Origin of the sequence: Lactobacillus sp. ESL0684, from assembly GCF_029392675.1 — a bacterium.
In the GTDB taxonomy this organism is placed as follows: Bacteria; Bacillota; Bacilli; order Lactobacillales; family Lactobacillaceae; genus Lactobacillus.
Map to the genome: position 1 here is coordinate 813,078 of NZ_CP113941.1, position 18,831 is coordinate 831,908.

Sequence of the window (18,831 nt, forward strand, 5' to 3'; positions counted from 1 at the left end):
TTTTACTAGAGGTAAAAGATGAAGCATAGAATCGGTCGAGTTGAAGGCGAAATCCTACGCGAATTAACCAAAATTCTGCGGAAGAATATTCGTGATCCACGCGTTAGTGATGTTACCATTACTGCGGTTGAATGTACTAATGATTTGTCATATGCGACTGTTTACTACAGTATTCTTTCTGATGATCAAACAAAAGAAGCTGAAGTTATGGCGGGCCTTGATAAAGCTAAGGGAATGATGCGGCATCTGTTAGGCCAAGTACTGACTGTCTACAAGGTACCTGAACTTATCTTTAAGCGGGATAATTCTGTTAAATATGGCAGTAAGATCGATCGCTTAATTGCAGAGGTAAAAAAACAAGACACGGATCGTAATGATTAACAAAGGCGCCGGTTGGCGCTTTTTTAATGGAAAAGGTAAAAAATGCTTAACGGAATATTGGTAATTGACAAGCCTAAAGGAATGACTAGTGCCGATGTAGTCTATCAATTGCGCAAGGTATTACATATTAAAAAAATCGGTCATGCAGGTACACTAGACCCTGATGTTACAGGTGTATTGCCAATTGCGATCGGCCAAGCAACCAAGTTAATTGAGTTGATGCATCAACGAAATAAACAGTACGTAGGAACTGGGATCTTCGGCTTTGCGACTGACAGTTATGATATTAGTGGTAAAACATTGACTACTAAGCAATTAGCTGAACCGATTTCAGCAGCAAAAATTCAGCAGCAAATGCAAACATTTGTGGGTGAAATTGAGCAAGTACCGCCAATTTATTCTGCGGTTCGAGTCAATGGCAAACATCTTTATGAATATGCTCGAGCAGGAATTGAAGTTGAGCGGCCTAAACGAGTCGTTAAGGTTGTCTCATATGATTTGCTGGGACAGCCAAAGTTTGAAGATAATTGCGGCCAGGAAAGATTCGAATTTGCAATCGAATGTAGTAAGGGCACTTATGTGCGGTCACTAGTTAATGATTTAGGAACTAAATTAGGGGTACCAGCAGTCATGAGTAGTTTGCGGCGCAGTGCTAGTTCAGGCTTTGAGCTTAGTCAGGCTGTCAAGTTAGCCGATATTATTGCTGATCCCAGTTTGGCTAATGACTTGATCCAACCAATTGAGCACTTTTTCCAAGATTACCAACAAGTTGATTTAACGCAATCTCAGTGGCTTAAAGTCCAAAATGGTGCAGCGATTAGTTTGGAAATTGATGCAAATCAAGTTGCATTACGATACAATAATAGGGTTAAGGCGATTTATCAAAGAAAGTCCAATGAGTATCGTCCATATTTGATGCTCTTACAGAATAAATAAGTGAATGAAGGTCTTATTTTGCAAATTATCCATTTAACTTATCCGCTCGCAGAAAATTTAATTCCTGGTAAAATAGTTTTGGCTCTAGGATTTTTTGATGGTGTTCATCGCGGTCACCAACAATTGATTAAAACTGCTAAGCAAGCTGCAGCAGCACAAGACTTGCCATTAGCCGTAATGACATTTGACCGTCATCCTAAAGAAGTTTATCAACATGCAAGTGTCACATATATTGATAATTTGGCGGAAAAAGCTTATAAAATGGCTCATTTAGGTGTCGATTACTTACTAGTAATTCATTTTAATGCTGGCTTTAGCAACTTGTCTGCGCAAGAATTTGTTGATCAAATAATTGTTAAGCTGCAGGCAACAACCGTAGTAGCAGGTTTTGATTATACTTATGGCCCCAAAAAGATTGCCAATATGGCAAATTTTCCCAAGTATGCTAAAGGACGGTTTAAGATTATTGAAATTCCCAAACAGTCATATGATGGTGAAAAGATTGGCTCCACGGAAATCAAAAAAGCTATTACAAGTGGGCAAATGGAGCTAGTCACTAAATTGCTTGGTTGGCATTATATTATGAGCGGAGTTGTTGGGCATGGCTTGCGCAATGGTCATAAATTAGGTTATCCCACGGTTAATTTGGTATGGCAGGATTCCAAGGTAATACCTAAAGTTGGTGTGTATGCTACCAAAACTAAAGTTGCTGGTAAATGGTATGATTCAATGACTAGTGTCGGTTATAATGTAACCATCAATGATTCAAAGCAAATTTTTATCGAGTCAAATCTCTTTAATTTCGACCAAGAAATTTATGGACAAGAAATTGTCATTAAATGGTATAAATATACTCGAGGAGAAATTAAATTTGCTGATTTAGCTGGCTTAAAAAAGCAAATGGCACAGGATGAGGTTCAGATTAAGACCTATTTTGCTCAAAGAAAGTAAATACATTAATAAAAATTCTCAGATTTAGAGTTACTAAATTTGAGAATTTTTTGTTTGCATCGGGTTTATTATTGATATGCAAATATATGTTATTTAATTACCTAAATTACTTATTTATCAAGGCAAATATTGTCAATGCTGTTATCTTTCAAGCGTAACCGTTTACATGAAACCTGATTGGCACTACCATAAACTTAAATATGGCATAAATGCTATTTAAGTTTTTGGATATGAAAGGATAAAATTATGCTTGGAAAAAACAACTTTGACGAAAAGCTAAGGAAGATGACCTTACAGTCGAAAAGAGACCGTTTTTCAATTCGTAAATTAACAATTGGAGCGGCTTCTGTTTTGTTGGGCTTTACCTTTATGGGTGTAAATAGTCATGAAGTGCAAGCTGCAACTAGTGAATCTGATCAAACAACGGCAAAAACTACTACCACTGAATCTTCAACCACTAATGAGTCAAAGCCAAAAGTTAACTTGGAAACTTATGCTGGCTTATCTGACTTTTTACGCGGTAGTACTACGGAAAAAGCTCAATCGGCTAAACCTCAACCGCAGCAGCCAGCTAAGGATAAGACTCCAAATCAGGCAACTCAAACTAACCAAGCGGCACCAACTTCATCTCCAAATACGGCAAAGCCAAGTACTGCAACCACCAATAATAACGATCAGCCAACTAGTGCTGACCAGCTAGGTACTACTGGTGCTCAAGCGAATGCTAAGGTTGATAATGAAACAGTAGAGGTTAGCGATTGGCAGGGCTTTACTGATGCAATTACCACTGATAGCAACCAAGAACCTAAAACTATTAATTTAGCAACCGACATTACAGCGGACACTGATAATCAGGTCTACACCACATCGACTGATATAACGATTAATACTAATGGACATACTTTAGATATTGGGTCTAATACCATTCAGGATGATTATTATCAATGGTCGCTAACTGTCATTGGGGGTACCCTCAAGGGCAGTAAGCCTAATGATGACCCAAATAGTTTTAATTTCTTCGGTTTTAATAACGACCCGTCAGTTACTTTGCAGGATGTTCACGTTGAAAATGTTAGTTTTGACACTATTATTACTTTTGCAGGGAACACTACTGTTAGCTATGATACCAAAGGTAATATTTTTAGCGATTATAGCGAAGCATTTGTTCAAGATAATGCTAACGTCAAGATTGATTTTAATCCGTCAAGTGATTCGACTAATTTTATCTGTGATGTCTTTTCTATTGGTCAAGATGCTGAGGTTGAAGCTAACATCTCGAATACTAGAACGGCGCTAAGAGGAACTTATGGCGATAATGGTTATGTTGAAGTTGGTGAAAATTCTAAATTTACGTTAAATATTGCTGACACGGTTAACTTCTTATATCGGGTTGATCCTGATATTCCACCAATTGACTTTATTGTTGATCCGGGTTCAGAGACTCATATCAATAATAGTGCTAATGATCAAGGAGTTATTGAAGGTAAGGATAATCAGTTACATCTAATTGCTGACACGCCAAAGCTATTTGAAATAAATGTTACTAATCATGAAGACAGTGCCAACTTCAATTTTCCAACTACCGATATTTCTGGGGATAAAATGGGGCTGTATAGTGACCATTACAAGTGGATTATCGAAACTTCTGATGGTGCCAATATTATGGACAAGGTCTTTAATCCAGATGCGATGACTTTGCTGAAAAATCCATCCCTGCCGGAAGATATACCAACTAAAGGTAAGGCCAATCAGAACTTTAAAGACTTAAGTGATGAAGCCGACTTTCTCGATGTAATTGAAAATAAGGGTGGTTTTAATAGTTCAGCCAGCTTCAAATTAGGAACTACTTTGTACGATAGCTGGGAAAAAACTAATGCTGGTCGCTATAATGCCAGCAGTAAGCCAATAGCTGTTCATGAAGGGCAAACTAGTAAACTAGGTTCACCAAGTCAGTTACTAGCTGCAAATGGTACGACTTCAGCGATAATTGATAGTAGCAACCAGCAAGTGCTGACTATTACAGATTTGCAGGCAAATGGTACCATTAAAAGCATTGAATGGCTACCAAATAAAGCGATGGATGCTAGTGGTCAATTGGTGGATAATGGTGTTGTTAGCGATAGTGATGGTACGATTGCTACTGGCGCTGATACTAAAGCGGATCTGCTAGGTAATGCTGTCATGAGGGTAACCTATGGTGATGGCACCTATGATGATGTGCCAGTCGAGGTTAAACAAGTTTCTGCAATTCCTTCAGATGATATTCAGCATGTTAATCCTGGGCAATTACCAACGACAGCGCAAGCGCAAGCCGCAGTTGCCTTTGCTGGTTCACCTGACCAGGGTGATTGGCAGGTTACTTATGAATGGTATGATCAAGATAGGCAACCACTAACGGCTGCTGAGCTTGATCAGGCGAATACAGTAAAGAACTTTTATGTTAAAGTTTCGTATCATAACGCAGATGGTTCTAGTGATGGTGAACAGTTTGTTCCAGTAAAATTGGCAATTGATCCGGATGAGGCACATCAAGCAGGCTTAACTGCTGGTACTGGGAAGATAACAGTTCCTGTTAATAATGTAGGTGACCCAGTGACTAAGCCAGTAGCTTTTTCTGATCAAAAGCAATGGGAAAGTTTTTTAAAGGGAGATTTATCTAATGTAACCCAAATTGATTGGGCTGATCAAACAGCTGGCAACGAAGTAGTTGACAGTATCGGTCAGGATAAAACCGCTACTCTAAGAGTTACTTTCAAAGATGGTTCAACAGCGCAGGTACCTGGCGTCAAGTTTGATGTAGTTGGTGCGCAAAAGGCAGCTGGGGATGCGACTAAGACGCCAGTTGGCACAGTGCCAACGACAGCGCAAGCTGAAGAAGCCGTTGAGTTTACGTCGCCTCTCGCTGATGCTGGTTACGAAGCCGATTATGCTTGGGCAAAGGATGCGCAAGGAACCCCGATGACCAGTGATTATACGAGGTTTTCTGGAACAGGTAATGCGGGTCAACAAACCAAAGACGCTTGGGTATTGGTAACCTATTATGCTAAAGGCAAGGAGCATACGCCAGAAAATGTCGTTGCCAAGCAAGCGGTTCCGGTTGATTTAACCTTAACCAAAAAGCAGAGCAACCTTTATCATGATGACTTAGCTGGGTCTGGTGCTAATGGTCAGGGAACCAGTGTGGCTAAAGGCACTGAGTTAACTGATGAGCAGGCAAAAGCGGCAATCTTTTCAGCAGAAGAATTACCAGAAGGCACTACTTATACTTGGGGAACAACGGCAGATACAACTACAACTGGTAACAAGGAAGCTACGGTTAAAGTTACTTATCCCGATGGTACTTCTGAATTAGTTCCAGTCTTAATTAATGTGTATGATACTGCTGAAAAAGCAACTCCAGTTGGGCAACTGACTACTGCTGAACAAAATGGTGCTGCACCAGATGCCAAAACCGCAATTGCTAATGCTGAAAAATCAATTGCTGATGATAATAAGCAGATTGATCAATTACCAGCGGATGCCCAATATGAGTGGCTTTATGAACCTGATCTGTCTCAATCTGGTATTACGGTTGATGCCGTAAAAATAACTTATGCGGATGGCTCTGTCGATACAGTAGTAGTACCGATTCAGGTTGGTGATGGCAAGATTACAGGTGAACATGATCCGAAAGGAAAATTGCTAAACTTAAACTACTCGTCAATGGGAGCAGCTACTGCTGATGATGCAGAAGCTGCAATTGCCAATGCTGATACAATGCCTAAGGGTAGCAGCTATGCTTGGAAGCAAGCACCGGTGGTTAATGATTTAAATCAATTAGGTGAGCAACCTGCGATTGTGACCGTAACTTATCCTGATAATTCAACTCAGGATGTTCCAGTTATTGTTAATGTCACGAGCAATGCTAAAGAAAACGTGCGGCCGCGTGCACAGAATATCTGTCTGGAACAGGGCAGCACTGTGCCAGAAGATGTAGCCCAAGCAGCGATTACTAATGTTGCTGATTTGCATGATGTAAAAAGTTATGAGGTTGAACAACAGATTTCGACTGATAAAAGTGGCGTATCTGTTAATGTTATTAAAGTTACTTATAACGATGGTTCTTATGAAGAGGTTCCAGTACAAGTAATTATTGATGCCAAGAATAGTGCGGATGATTCCAAGGCTGACAAGAGTCGGCCACATGTGAAGACTTTACGTGTTGGATTAGGCAGTAAGCCAGCTGCAAGAAAGATTATCGATAACTTTAACGATTTACGGGGTAATCCGAAAGCTGAGTGGGTCGATCCTAATTTCCCTACGCAAGCAACCAAGACTCCGGGGCTAAAACAATCACAAGTAAAATTGACTTATGACGATGGTTCCACTAAGATTGTGACCGGATATTTGCGGGTTATGCCTGATGGTGAAAAGCGAGTTAATACGGCTACTGGTAAGACCACGAACAAAAAGATTGGTGAGATAGTTACTGCAGCTGATATGGTCGATAATTTGCCAAAGGATGCAACTGCTAGTTTTGTGTCACCGATTAATATTGAAAATGGTAAGACGGTTGCTGCAGGAACATATCCAGAAATTATTAAGGTTAACTTCCATGATGGCTCAACTAAGCTCTTGACGGGTGTACTAACTGTTGACCGTAATGAAGCGGATCAAGATATTACGCAAACTACGCCAATTGTGCTGCATGTTGAATCAGGAACGTCAACGCAACCAGTTACTGAATTTACTGATCCAAGTACTTTTTTGGCAGATCCAGGTGCTGGCGATGTAGCAACGGTAGAATGGGCTGAAGGTGGTCAACCAGAGGTTAGTCAGGCAAATGATCAGGCTACTGGTACCATTAAGCTTACCTTTAATGATGGTACTAGCAAGCAAGTGCCAGTTGAGGTGAAAGTTTTAGGTGCTAAAAAAGCAAGCACGTCAGTTACAATTACGCAAAATGCGAAATTAGATCAAGCTCATGCTAAAGCTGCGCTAAATGCCGATGACGTTCATACTCTAGATGCCCAATATCCAGGAATCAAGTATAGTTGGGCTGCTAATGCCGATGGCACTGGCGCAGTTTCTACCAGCGAAGCTGGCGAGCAAAGTCCGTATGTAGTCATTACTTATCCAGATGGTACCAAACAAGTCGTGCAAGTTGATTTGAAAGTAAATGAAGCTAAAACTGATGCTGGTAAATATCATCCAGAAACTGGCACTGAGTCAATTACCATTCACAAAGCTGATAAGGGCAAAGTGGCAGTACCGGAATTTACTGATAGTAGTAAATTCAGTGGTCTTATTGAGATACCAGATTTGCCAGCAGGAACAATAGTTGCTGATTTGGTAACTGGTCTTGATTGGGTTGATGGTGCACCTGATGCGATTGGTGATAATAAAACAGCTAAAGTAATGGCGCACTTTGAAGATGGTTCAGCTAGTTATCCGTTTGACATTAAGGTCAATGTCATTGGAGCGCAAAGTGCTAACAAGTCGACGAAAATTGCCGTTAGCTCAAAGTTGACGACTGAGCAGGCTAAGGCTGCTTTATTACCAGAAAGCGTCGCAGAAATTGAAGCCAAGTATCCAGGAGTTACTTACGATTGGGCAAGCCAGCCTAATGGCACAGGGCGAATTAAGACTGGGCAAGAGGGTAGTCCGGATGCTTATGTCGTAGTCAATTATCCAGATGGCACTCTTCAAACGGTTAAGGTAGATTTGCAGGTTGTTAGTCAGGCTGCTAGCTATGATAATGAGCTTAGCCTAGCAGATGGTGCGGCAATTACGATGCATGTTGTTAGTGATGAGGATGCAACAGTCCCAGTTAAGGAATTTACTGATTTAAACTGGATTAAGGATAATATCAAGCTTGGTAACGAAGCAGATTCCAGCAAGAAAATTAAGAAAGTAATTTGGAAAACTGAAGCACCAGACATTTCGGCTAGTGATATCGGACAGCAAGTTCATGGTAGAATTAAGATTGTCTATAAAGATGGCAGTACCTCGACTAAGTCCTTATCGTTGCCAGTAAATGTTATAGGCGGTCAAGCACAAGCAGATCCGACAACGGTTGTAGTAGGCACTGATTTGACACCTGAGCAGGCACAGAATGCCTTAACAACAGAGAGTATAACAGCGATTAAGGCTAAATATCCAAAAGCTGAGTTTAGTTGGGCAGCACAGGCTGATGGTAGCGGTCAAGTTGATACTAGTAAGACAGGTGCTAAGACAGCCTATGTTGTAGTTGACTATGGGGATGGCACTAATCAGATAGTTGCGGTGCCGTTGACAGTAAATTCGAAGGATTCTGGTAGTTCAGTAGCTGGAACAACCGAAGTTACTCCAATTGGTGGAGTAATTGCAGTTGACAAGGATACCAATTTAAGCAACGACACGGATTATGCCCAACAGGCAATCAGCAATCATGCGCAATTGCCTACTGGTACGACTTATAAGTGGGCGAAAGTTCCTGATACTTCAGAAGTTGGGACAATTACTGGTACAGTAATTGTTACTAATCCAAATGGCGATGCAATTGCGGTTACGGTAACTCTTAATATTACGGCTAAGCAAAGCGAACAGGTGACGCTAAGGCATAACGCCTATCTTTATAATGCAAATGGGCAACGGATTAATGAATTGATCCTAAAAACTGGCTCAATTGTTAATACTTATGGCGTGAAGCAAATTGCTGACCGTGATTTCTATATCTTAAATAATAATTATTATCTGGCTACTGGCAATGTTCAAAGCGTGAAACGTAAATTAATTCACAATGCTTACACTTATAATGAGTTTGGTAAGAGACTAGGTAAGACTACCACCAAAAAAGGTAAGGTTCTAGCTACTTATGGTGAGCCAGTCAAAATTCGTGGTCAAAAATATTATATTGTCGGTGCTAATCGCTATGTTAAAGCAGCTAACTTTAAGAAAGCTAAGCATAATATTAAGCCAGCACAGCAGATAAAGGCTGATCCACAAAAAGATCAAATAATGCATAGTTCCTATTTATATGATGAAAAAGGACAGCGAGTAAATGAAGTAACATTAAAAGCAGGTTCACGGGTAAAGGTCGATAAGACTATCCATCGCGTCGGTGCGCGGAAGTTTTACCAGTTAGATAATGGTTATTACATTGCTAAACGTAATATTACTGGTGATGAGGTTGTTTTGAACCATAATGCTTATGTTTATAACAAGTATGGTAGGCGTGCTAATCAAAAGGTACTAAAACGCGGTTCAACCATTACGGTTTATGGTGATTGGGTTTCTCTTCAAGGTACGAGATATTGGATCATTGGTAAAGGCAGATATGTAAAGGCTGCTAATCTTTAGTTAGTTTGACTAATGCTAAAAATAGTTTGAGATTGCACTCAAACTATTTTTTTGCTTGCTAATTAAAAAAATTGGATTATTTTTAGCACTCGGCTTGACATTCTGCTAAAAGCTAGTATCATAATAATTGTTAGCACCAAAGATGTAAGAGTGCTAAAAGTGAGGGCGATATTTATGTTGACCGAACGTCAAGAATTAATTTTAAAAACAATCATCAATGATTTTACACAAACTCATGATCCAGTGGGTTCAAAAACCGTAATGAGTCAGTTGCCGATTAAGGTGTCAAGTGCTACTATTCGTAATGAAATGGCTGCGCTTGAAGAAAAGGGCTTAATCGAAAAGACTCATTCATCTAGTGGACGAATTCCGTCAACTGCAGGTTATCGTTATTATCTAGATAATTTGGTTGAACCATTGCAGTTGCCTGAGAATGTTTACCAGCATATTATGCAGCAGCTTGATCAACCATTTCATCAGGTTAATGAAATTGTGCAGGAAGCAGCTAAGATTTTGTCAGATTTGACCAATTATACAGCTTTTGCGGAAGGTCCTGAGAGTCGCAACGTAACTATTACGGGTTTCAGAATCGTACCACTATTTAATAGACAAATTATGGCAATTCTAGTTACCAGCGATGGTAATGTCCAAAATCAGGTCTATAACTTGCCACGTCACATTAGTGGCGATGAGATTGAGCGAGCTGTACGCTTGCTCAATGACAAATTGGTAGGTAAGAGTTTAGATGAAGTGACACCTAGTTTACTTGCTAAGTCTTTAGGAAAGCATACCAGTAGTCAGCAAGCAAATGAACTGATTGCATTGGTTGAGGACGTTCTTAAGGATGCTGCAAGTGATCAGATGTATGTTGATGGGCAGATTAACTTATTGAGTAATAGCTCAATTGGTGATTCATCGCATATCAGGTCGTTATATGACTTAGTTGATCGTAACGACTTACTTTCTAGATTGTTAGACACTACTGATGATCAGCAGCTTGGTGGTCGTTCAGTTCGTGTCAGGCTTGGATCTGAATTACCCGGTGATTTGCTAAAGGATTATAGTTTGTTAACTGCAGAATATAGTGTTGGTTCGCATGGTAAAGGAATGATTGCTTTACTAGGTCCAACTAATATGCCATATTCTCAGGTGTTGGGATTGTTAGAATATTTTAGAAATGAATTAGCCAAGAAACTACTTGACTATTATGGTAGATTTCAATAAAGGAGGTTAGCTGTGAGCAAGGAAAAGTTTCCTAGTGAAGAGGATTTAAAACAAAAAGAAGCGACTACTGCTAAAAGTAAGTCGAAAGCTAAATCTGCAGCTAAAGCCGATTCTGAGGGTAAAAACTCAGATAAAAAAACCAATGCTACTGCTAAGGTAGAAAAACAGATTACAGATTTACAGGCGCAAAATAAAGAACTTGAAGATAAGTTTTTGCGTAGTCAAGCAGAAATGCAAAATATGCAGACGCGCTATAATAATGAACGGACGCAACTAATTAAGTATGAATCGCAATCGTTGGCTAAGGATGTTTTGCCAGCGGTTGATAATTTAGAGCGTGCTCTGGCTACGAAGGTAGATGATGACGCTTCTCAGCAGCTTAAAAGGGGAGTACAAATGACTTTGGATTCCCTAGTTAAAGCCTTAAAAGATCATGGTATTAGTGAAATTGAAGCTGAGAATAGCCCATTTGATCCGACGTTGCATCAAGCTGTTCAAACAGTTACAGCTGAAAACGATGATCAAAAAGATCATGTCGTGCAGGTTTTGCAAAAAGGATATCAATATAAAGACCGTACACTTAGACCAGCAATGGTTGTTGTTGCACAGTAATTGAAAGGAAGAATATAAATGTCAAAAGTTATTGGGATTGATTTAGGAACTACTAACTCTGCAGTTGCTGTTTTAGAAGGTAAAGAACCAAAGATTATAACTAATCCGGAAGGTAATCGGACTACACCATCAGTTGTTGCCTTTAAAGATGGTGAAACACAAGTCGGTGAAGTTGCCAAGCGTCAAGCGATTACTAATCCAAATACCATTTCCTCAATTAAGCGTCACATGGGTGAAGATGGCTACAAGGTTAAAATTGGTGATAAGGCTTATACTCCACAAGAAATTTCTGCAATGATTTTGCAATACATCAAGAAATTCTCTGAAGACTATTTAGGAGAAGAAGTTACTGAAGCAGTTGTTACTGTTCCTGCATACTTTAACGATGCACAACGTCAAGCTACTAAAGATGCTGGTAAAATTGCTGGTCTAGATGTTAAACGGATCATTAATGAACCAACTGCTTCATCACTTGCTTATGGTCTTGATAAAGACTCAGAAGATGAAAAAGTATTAGTTTACGACCTTGGTGGTGGTACCTTTGATGTTTCTGTTTTGCAATTAGGTGATGGCGTCTTCCAAGTACTGTCCACTAACGGTGATACTAATCTTGGTGGGGATGACTTTGATAATGCCATTATTGATTGGTTAGTTGCTAACTTCAAATCAGAAAACAATGTTGATCTTTCTAAGGATAAGATGGCATTGCAACGGTTAAAGGATGCAGCAGAAAAGGCTAAGAAAGATTTGTCTGGTGTATCTTCAACCCACATTTCATTACCATTCATTTCTGCTGGTGACGCAGGTCCATTGCACCTTGAAGCTGATTTGACTCGTGCCAAGTTTGATGAGTTAACTTCTGATTTAGTTGATCGGACTAAGGTTCCGTTTGATAATGCTTTAAAGGATGCTGATTTAACTGTTAACGATATTGACAAGGTTATCTTAAATGGTGGTTCAACTAGAATTCCTGCTGTTCAAGATGCAGTTAAGAAGTGGTCTGGAAAAGAACCTGATCACTCAATTAACCCTGATGAAGCCGTAGCTTTAGGTGCTGCTGTTCAAGGTGGGGTTATCTCAGGTGACGTTAAGGATGTTGTTTTGCTTGATGTTACGCCACTTTCACTTGGTATCGAAACCATGGGTGGTGTCTTCACTAAGTTGATTGATAAGAATACGACAATCCCAACTTCTAAGAGTCAAATTTTCTCAACTGCAGCTGATAATCAACCAGCCGTTGATGTTCATGTTTTGCAAGGAGAACGTCCAATGGCAGCTGATGACAAGACTTTAGGTCGATTTGAATTAACTGATATTCCAGCAGCTCCTCGTGGTGTACCTCAAATCCAAGTTACTTTTGATATCGATAAGAACGGTATCGTTAATGTTTCTGCTAAGGATACTGGTACTGGTAAAGAACAAAAGATTACCATCAAGAGTTCGTCTGGTTTATCCGATGAAGAAATTCAAAAGATGCAAAAAGAAGCCGAAGAACATGCTGAAGAAGATAAAAAGAAGAAGGAAGAAGTCGACCTTCGCAATGAAGTTGATCAATTAATCTTCTCAACTGAAAAGACTTTGAAAGATGTTAAGGACAATGACAAGATCACCGAAGATGATACTAAGAAAGTCCAAACTGCTTTAGATGATTTGAAGAAAGCCCAAAAAGATAACGACTTAGATGCAATGAAGTCTAAGAAGGATGACTTATCTAAGGCTGCTCAAGATTTAGCTGTAAAACTATATCAGGCTAATGGCGGCGATCAAGCCGCTCAAGGCCAAGCTGATCCAAACCAAGGGCCACAAGATCCCAATGGTGGTAATTCAGATAATGGTTCTGCTGGTGATGGCGACTTTCACAAAGTAGACTCAGATAAGTAAAGAGTTTATAATTGAATAAATTAGAAAAGAACTGCCGCAATAGTAGTTCTTTTCTTTTGGAAAGTAAGGAGTTTTTAAATGGCACAAGAAGATTATTATGGTGTGCTAGGTGTTGATCGCAATGCCAGCGACAAAGAAATTGATGCTGCTTACCGGAAATTAGCAAAGAAGTATCATCCAGATCTTAATCATGAGGCTGGGGCAGAAGAAAAGTATAAAGAAGTTAATGAAGCGTACGAAGTTCTGCATGATAAGGATAAGCGTGCGCAATATGATCAGTTTGGTTCTGCTGGTGTTAACGGTCAAGGCGGCTTTGGTGGAGCAGGAGCGGGAGCTGGTCAAGGTTTTGGCGGTTTCGGAGACTTTGGCGACATCTTTAATGATTTCTTCGGAGGTGGCGGCAGCCAGCGGCGCGCTGATCCAACTGCTCCAACTCGTGGTCAAGACCTTGATTATACCTTGACTATTGATTTTATGGATGCAATTAATGGTAAAAAGACGCAGGTTTCCTACACTCGTAGTGAAGTTTGTCCAACTTGCAAGGGTAACGGCGCAGAAAAAGGTACTCACCCAATTACCTGTGATAAATGTAATGGCTCTGGTTATATGACCGTTACTCAAAACTCAATGTTAGGTGTAGTGCGGCGTCAGACAGTCTGTGATAAATGTAGCGGTCGTGGTGTGATTATTGAACATCCATGTCAAACTTGTAAGGGTCAAGGAACGATTGATGGCAAAAATACCATTGAAGTTAACATCCCAGCTGGCATCGACAATGGTCAACAGTTACGCTATGAAGGCCAAGGAGAAGCCGGTACTAATGGTGGACCTTATGGTGATTTGTATATTAGTTACCGTATTAAACCGTCTAAAGATTTTGAACGAAAAGGTAATACAATTTATACTACTGTTCCAATCTCTTTTGCTCAAGCAACGTTAGGTGATGAAATTACGGTCAAGACTGTGCATGGTGATAGTAAACTTAAAATTCCGGCTGGAACTCAGCCAAATAAGAAGTTCACGTTGAAGGGTGATGGAGTGCCATATTTGCGTGGTAATGGCAAGGGCGATCAAATCACCACTATTCAAGTGCAGATTCCAACTTCAATTAATGATGATCAAAAACAGGCATTGGTTGATTTTGTTAAAGCTGGTGGCGGTTCGATTACTCCCCAAGAAAAAGGGTTCTTTGAAAGACTAAAAGACAAAATTAAATAATCTAAAAGCATTAGGGTAAATCCTTAATGCTTTTTGTATGATTAAATTCTTAATAGGTTTTCTCTGCTTCAATGAATTTGCTATAATAAAGGTAATAGAATAAAGGGTGCAAATAATTTATGGATATTAAAGAATTACAAGATTATCAAAGACACATTCGTAATTTTTCGATTGTGGCGCATATTGATCATGGTAAGTCAACGATTGCTGATCGTATTTTGGAATTAACGGATACAGTATCGCAGCGGCAATTAAAAAATCAAATGCTAGATGATATGCCACTTGAGCGGCAACGCGGAATTACGATTAAGATGAACTCGGTACAAATTAAGTACCATGCCCAAGATGGTGAAGATTATATTTTCCACTTAATTGATACACCAGGACATGTGGATTTTTCTTATGAAGTGTCACGGTCGCTGGCTGCTTGTGAGGGAGCATTACTAGTAGTTGATGCTTCTCAAGGGGTACAGGCACAAACGTTGGCCAACACCTATCTAGCGATTGATGACGATTTAGAAATCTTGCCGGTGATTAACAAGATTGATTTGCCTTCTGCGGATCCAGAACGTGCTAAGGAAGAGATTGAGGAAATGCTTGGTCTTGATGCTAGCGATGCAGTTGAGGTCTCAGGTAAAACGGGGCAGGGGATTGCTGAAATGCTAGAGCAAATTGTCCAGAAAGTTCCCGCTCCCGCTGGGGATTTAACGGCACCACTCAAGAGTTTAATTTTTGATTCCAAATATGATGATTATCGCGGAGTTGTCTTGTCTGTTCGCATTGAAGATGGAACAGTTAAGGCTGGTGATGAAATCGAAATTATGAATACTGGTAAAAAATATGAGGTAACTGAGGTTGGCGTTTTAAGCCCTGCTCCAGTTCAAAAAGATATTTTAATTGCCGGTGATGTTGGCTATTTAACGGCTAATATTAAATCTGTCCGAGAAACGCGTGTTGGTGACACGATAACTTCAGCAGCTAATCCCACTTCTGAGCCGCTACCAGGTTATCGACAAATTCCACCAATGGTTTATTCAGGAATGTATCCAGTCGATAATTCCAAATATGATGATTTAAAAGAAGCTTTGCAAAAGTTGCAGTTAAATGATGCTGCCTTAGAATTCGAGCCAGAAACTTCGACTGCTTTGGGCTTCGGGTTTCGTTGTGGTTTTTTGGGATTATTACATATGGATGTGGTTCAGGAACGGATCGAGCAAGAATTTGATCTGGATCTAATTATGACAGCGCCGTCCGTTGATTATCATGCAATTATGAACGATGGTTCAACTAAGGTAATTGATAATCCAGCTGATTTGCCAACTGCTGGTGAATATAAGGAGGTTCAAGAGCCTTATGTTAAGGCAGAAGTAATGGTACCTAACGATTTTGTGGGTCCTGTGATGGAGCTTTGTCAGAAAAAGCGGGGAGAATTTGTCACTATGGACTACCTCGATAAGTACAGAGTCAATGTTATTTACAATATGCCATTAGCAGAAATTATCTATGATTTCTTTGATGAATTGAAGTCATCAACTAAAGGTTATGCTTCATTAGACTATGAGATTACTGGTTACAGGGCAACTGATTTAGTTAAAATTGATATTCTATTAAATAAAGAAGCAGTTGATGCTTTAAGTTTTATTGCACATCGTGATGAAGCACAAAAGCGGGCGCGCCAGATGACTTCTATGCTTAAGAAGCTAATTCCAAGGCAAAACTTCGAAGTTGATATTCAAGGAGCAATTGGTGCTAAAATTATCTCGCGGGCAACAGTCAAACCTTATCGCAAAGATGTTACTTGGAAGATTCATACTGGTGATCCAGATAGACGTGCCAAACTGTTGGCTAAGCAAAAGCGGGGTAAAAAACGGATGAAAGCCGTTGGTCGAGTAGAAGTGCCCCAAGATGCATTTATGGCAGTCTTGAAAATGAATGATGACGACTTAAATACTAAGTAAGAGTTGATGGAAGGTTAATTTAACCGAATGATAGAATGGAAAAAACGTAGTGGTGCAGAATTACCTGCAGATTTAGTTGAAAAGTATCAACTTAGCCCTCTAACGGCTAAGTTGTTTTCTTTGCGTGGAATTAATACTGATGAGCAGCTGGAATTTTGGTTTAATGCTACGGAAGATGATTTGGCGGATCCAAAGTTGATGCATGATATGACTAAAGCGGTCGAACGTATCACTCAAGCAGTAGACAGCGGCGAAAAAATCATGATCTATGGTGATTATGATGCTGATGGAATTACTGCTACGACGATTATGATGGAAACTCTGCAAATTTTAGGTGCAGATGTACATTACTTTATCCCCGATCGATTTCGTGACGGCTATGGTCCTAATTTAGCAGCTTATCAAAAAATTGTTGCTGATGGAACTAAGCTAATTATTACAGTTGATAACGGAATAACTGGGGTTGAAGAAGTGGCTTATGCCAACAGCCAAGGTGTTGATACGATTATTACTGATCACCATACCATTCAAGAAGTTGTTCCAAATAGTTATGCAATTGTGCATTGTAATTATCCTGGACAAGCATATCCCTTTGATGACTATTGCGGAGCTGGCGTTGCCTATACTATTTGTCGTGAATTAATGCAAGATTCGATGTCTGAGCTACTTGATTTAGCAATGATCGGTACAATTGGTGATATGGTCAAAGTTTCAGGTGAAGGTCATATTCTGGTTAAGCAGGGCTTAGCTATCCTTAATCAGACCCAAAGACCGGGTTTGCGGGCTTTAATTAAGCAAGCAGGTTTGACAATGAGACAAATTGATGAGACCGATGTTGGCTTTAATCTGGCACCACGATTAAATGCGGTAGGGCGTTTGGCAAATGCTAGCTTGGCAGTGGAATTGTTGCTATGTGATGATGAGACTGAGGCAGAAGAATTGGCAATTCAAGTCGAAGAGCTAAATGATGAGCGCAAAGCTTTAACTGATGGTGTGTTTGCAGCATGTATTAATCAAGTCGAGCGGCATAATTGGCAAACTAAGAACACTTTGGTTATTTATGATTCCAATTTTCATGAAGGCGTTTTGGGCTTGGTTGCTAATAAAATAGTTGAAAAATATCATAAACCGACAATTGTTTTGACTAAAAATGATGCTGGTATCATTAAAGGTTCAGGACGTTCAATTACTGGTTTTAACCTATTTAACGCACTTAATCCCTTAAAAGAAGATTTACTGCAAAAATTTGGTGGGCACGACTTTGCTTGCGGCTTATCGATGAGTGTAGATAAGATTGCCGACTTGAGAGCAGCTTTTGAGGACAGTTTTCAAGTAGAAAGAAGCTTGGCAGTAGAATATTATGATTGTGAGTTGCCATTCACAGATTTAACTCCAGCTTTAATGACCGATATCGCACAGGTAGGTCCATTTGGCACAGATAATGTACAGCCAGTATTTAGTATTACTCAGGCAAAAATCACTAACTATACTGTTATGGGCAATCAAAAGCAGCACGTCCGCTTTCAGGCTAATCAATCAGATGGTAAGTTAGCAGTTGTTGGCTTTAACAAGGAATTTTTAACGAAATCACTGTTGCCTTATATTAAGCAGGTTTTTGTTAAGTTAGGGTTAAATACTTATCGCGGACGGACTACGCTGCAGGGAATTATGGCTGGCATCACTTTTGATACACCTCAGTTGACGGTTCCCGCACCAGTAGTGGATTTACGCCAAGAAGAATATATTATGGGTTTTGCCGACAGATATTTATTGTTTGATGAAAAAAATCTGACTGTGGCAGCCAATACTTTTGCTATTGCTTCGGATAAGATTACATTAGTCAATGATTATCATGCAAGTGGCGAAGTGGCAGTTTTACTTGATGTACCCCACAATCAAGCTGAATTTGATCAGGCACTAACTAATAGTTACCAGCAATTGTATTTACGATTTTTGCTTGACCAATTACCAGTTAAAAAAATTCCGAATAAAGCTAGTTTTGGACAGGTTTTAAAGTACGTTTATGCGCATCCTAATTTGACTACCAATGACTATGAACAGGTGGCGTCATTTTTGGGGTTAGATTATGCTAGTATTTTATTTATTTTACGGGTCTTTTTTGAACTTAAGTTTGTTAAATTTGATCAGGGGAAAATTACTGGTATTAAAAATCCACCGCAAAAACCGTTAAGTTCGTCAAAATATCTGGCTGCTACGCAATCACAAATTGAATTTGTTCAAACTTTACGCCAAATGCCAAGTTCCGAACTATTAATGTACGTAAATCAACGTCTAAAATAACATTAATTAGCTAGATAGACTGGTTTTTCGCTAAAAATCTGTTAGAATA

The 18,831-nt window shown here is 39.6% G+C and carries 10 protein-coding genes; all 10 read left to right on the plus strand.

Translation table 11 applies throughout. The features are described 5' to 3' along the window. Positions 1-18: 18 nt before the first annotated feature. A complete protein-coding gene (locus OZX56_RS03830; protein WP_277140246.1) occupies positions 19-381 on the plus strand; it encodes a ribosome-binding factor A in 363 nt (120 codons plus the stop codon). A gap of 42 nt (positions 382-423) precedes the next feature. Then, entirely contained in the window at positions 424-1,317 is an 894-nt protein-coding gene (gene truB / locus OZX56_RS03835; protein WP_277140247.1) for a tRNA pseudouridine(55) synthase TruB, read from the plus strand. A gap of 18 nt (positions 1,318-1,335) precedes the next feature. After that, entirely contained in the window at positions 1,336-2,268 is a 933-nt protein-coding gene (gene ribF / locus OZX56_RS03840; protein WP_277140248.1) for a riboflavin biosynthesis protein RibF, read from the plus strand. Positions 2,269-2,514: 246 nt separating this feature from the next. Then, positions 2,515-9,588, plus strand: coding sequence for a Rib/alpha-like domain-containing protein (locus OZX56_RS03845; RefSeq protein WP_277140249.1), 7,074 nt, complete (start codon positions 2,515-2,517; stop codon positions 9,586-9,588). Positions 9,589-9,762: 174 nt separating this feature from the next. Continuing rightward, positions 9,763-10,812: a heat-inducible transcriptional repressor HrcA gene (gene hrcA, locus OZX56_RS03850; RefSeq protein ID WP_277140250.1), complete on the plus strand. Its 1,050-nt coding sequence runs from the start codon at positions 9,763-9,765 to the stop codon at positions 10,810-10,812. Between the two features lie 12 nt (positions 10,813-10,824). After that, positions 10,825-11,424 (plus strand): nucleotide exchange factor GrpE, encoded by a 600-nt coding sequence (grpE, locus tag OZX56_RS03855; RefSeq protein ID WP_277140251.1) that lies wholly within the window; start codon positions 10,825-10,827, stop codon positions 11,422-11,424. 18 nt (positions 11,425-11,442) lie between these two features. Further along, on the plus strand, positions 11,443-13,305 hold the full coding sequence (dnaK, locus tag OZX56_RS03860) for a molecular chaperone DnaK (protein WP_277126556.1): 1,863 nt from the start codon (positions 11,443-11,445) through the stop codon (positions 13,303-13,305). A gap of 78 nt (positions 13,306-13,383) precedes the next feature. After that, complete coding sequence (gene dnaJ / locus OZX56_RS03865; RefSeq protein WP_277126555.1) at positions 13,384-14,523, plus strand: molecular chaperone DnaJ; 1,140 nt, start codon at positions 13,384-13,386, stop codon at positions 14,521-14,523. 119 nt (positions 14,524-14,642) lie between these two features. Beyond that, the gene (lepA, locus tag OZX56_RS03870) at positions 14,643-16,481 is read left to right on the plus strand and encodes a translation elongation factor 4 (RefSeq protein WP_277140252.1); all 1,839 of its coding nucleotides are present in this window, start codon (positions 14,643-14,645) and stop codon (positions 16,479-16,481) included. A gap of 30 nt (positions 16,482-16,511) precedes the next feature. Continuing rightward, positions 16,512-18,782 carry a single-stranded-DNA-specific exonuclease RecJ gene (gene recJ / locus OZX56_RS03875; protein WP_277140348.1) on the plus strand — a complete coding sequence of 757 codons (2,271 nt, stop codon included), beginning with the start codon at positions 16,512-16,514 and terminating at the stop codon, positions 18,780-18,782. Positions 18,783-18,831: the final 49 nt, after the last annotated feature.

Excerpts from the sequence above, each read along its gene's own strand:
- OZX56_RS03845 (WP_277140249.1), top strand. The coding sequence starts at position 2,515 with ATGCTTGGAAAAAACAACTTTGACGAAAAGCTAAGGAAGATGACCTTA.
- dnaK (WP_277126556.1), top strand. The coding sequence starts at position 11,443 with ATGTCAAAAGTTATTGGGATTGATTTAGGAACTACTAACTCTGCAGTT.
- lepA (WP_277140252.1), top strand. The coding sequence starts at position 14,643 with ATGGATATTAAAGAATTACAAGATTATCAAAGACACATTCGTAATTTT.
- hrcA (WP_277140250.1), top strand. The coding sequence starts at position 9,763 with ATGTTGACCGAACGTCAAGAATTAATTTTAAAAACAATCATCAATGAT.
- OZX56_RS03830 (WP_277140246.1), top strand. The coding sequence starts at position 19 with ATGAAGCATAGAATCGGTCGAGTTGAAGGCGAAATCCTACGCGAATTA.
- dnaJ (WP_277126555.1), top strand. The coding sequence starts at position 13,384 with ATGGCACAAGAAGATTATTATGGTGTGCTAGGTGTTGATCGCAATGCC.
- truB (WP_277140247.1), top strand. The coding sequence starts at position 424 with ATGCTTAACGGAATATTGGTAATTGACAAGCCTAAAGGAATGACTAGT.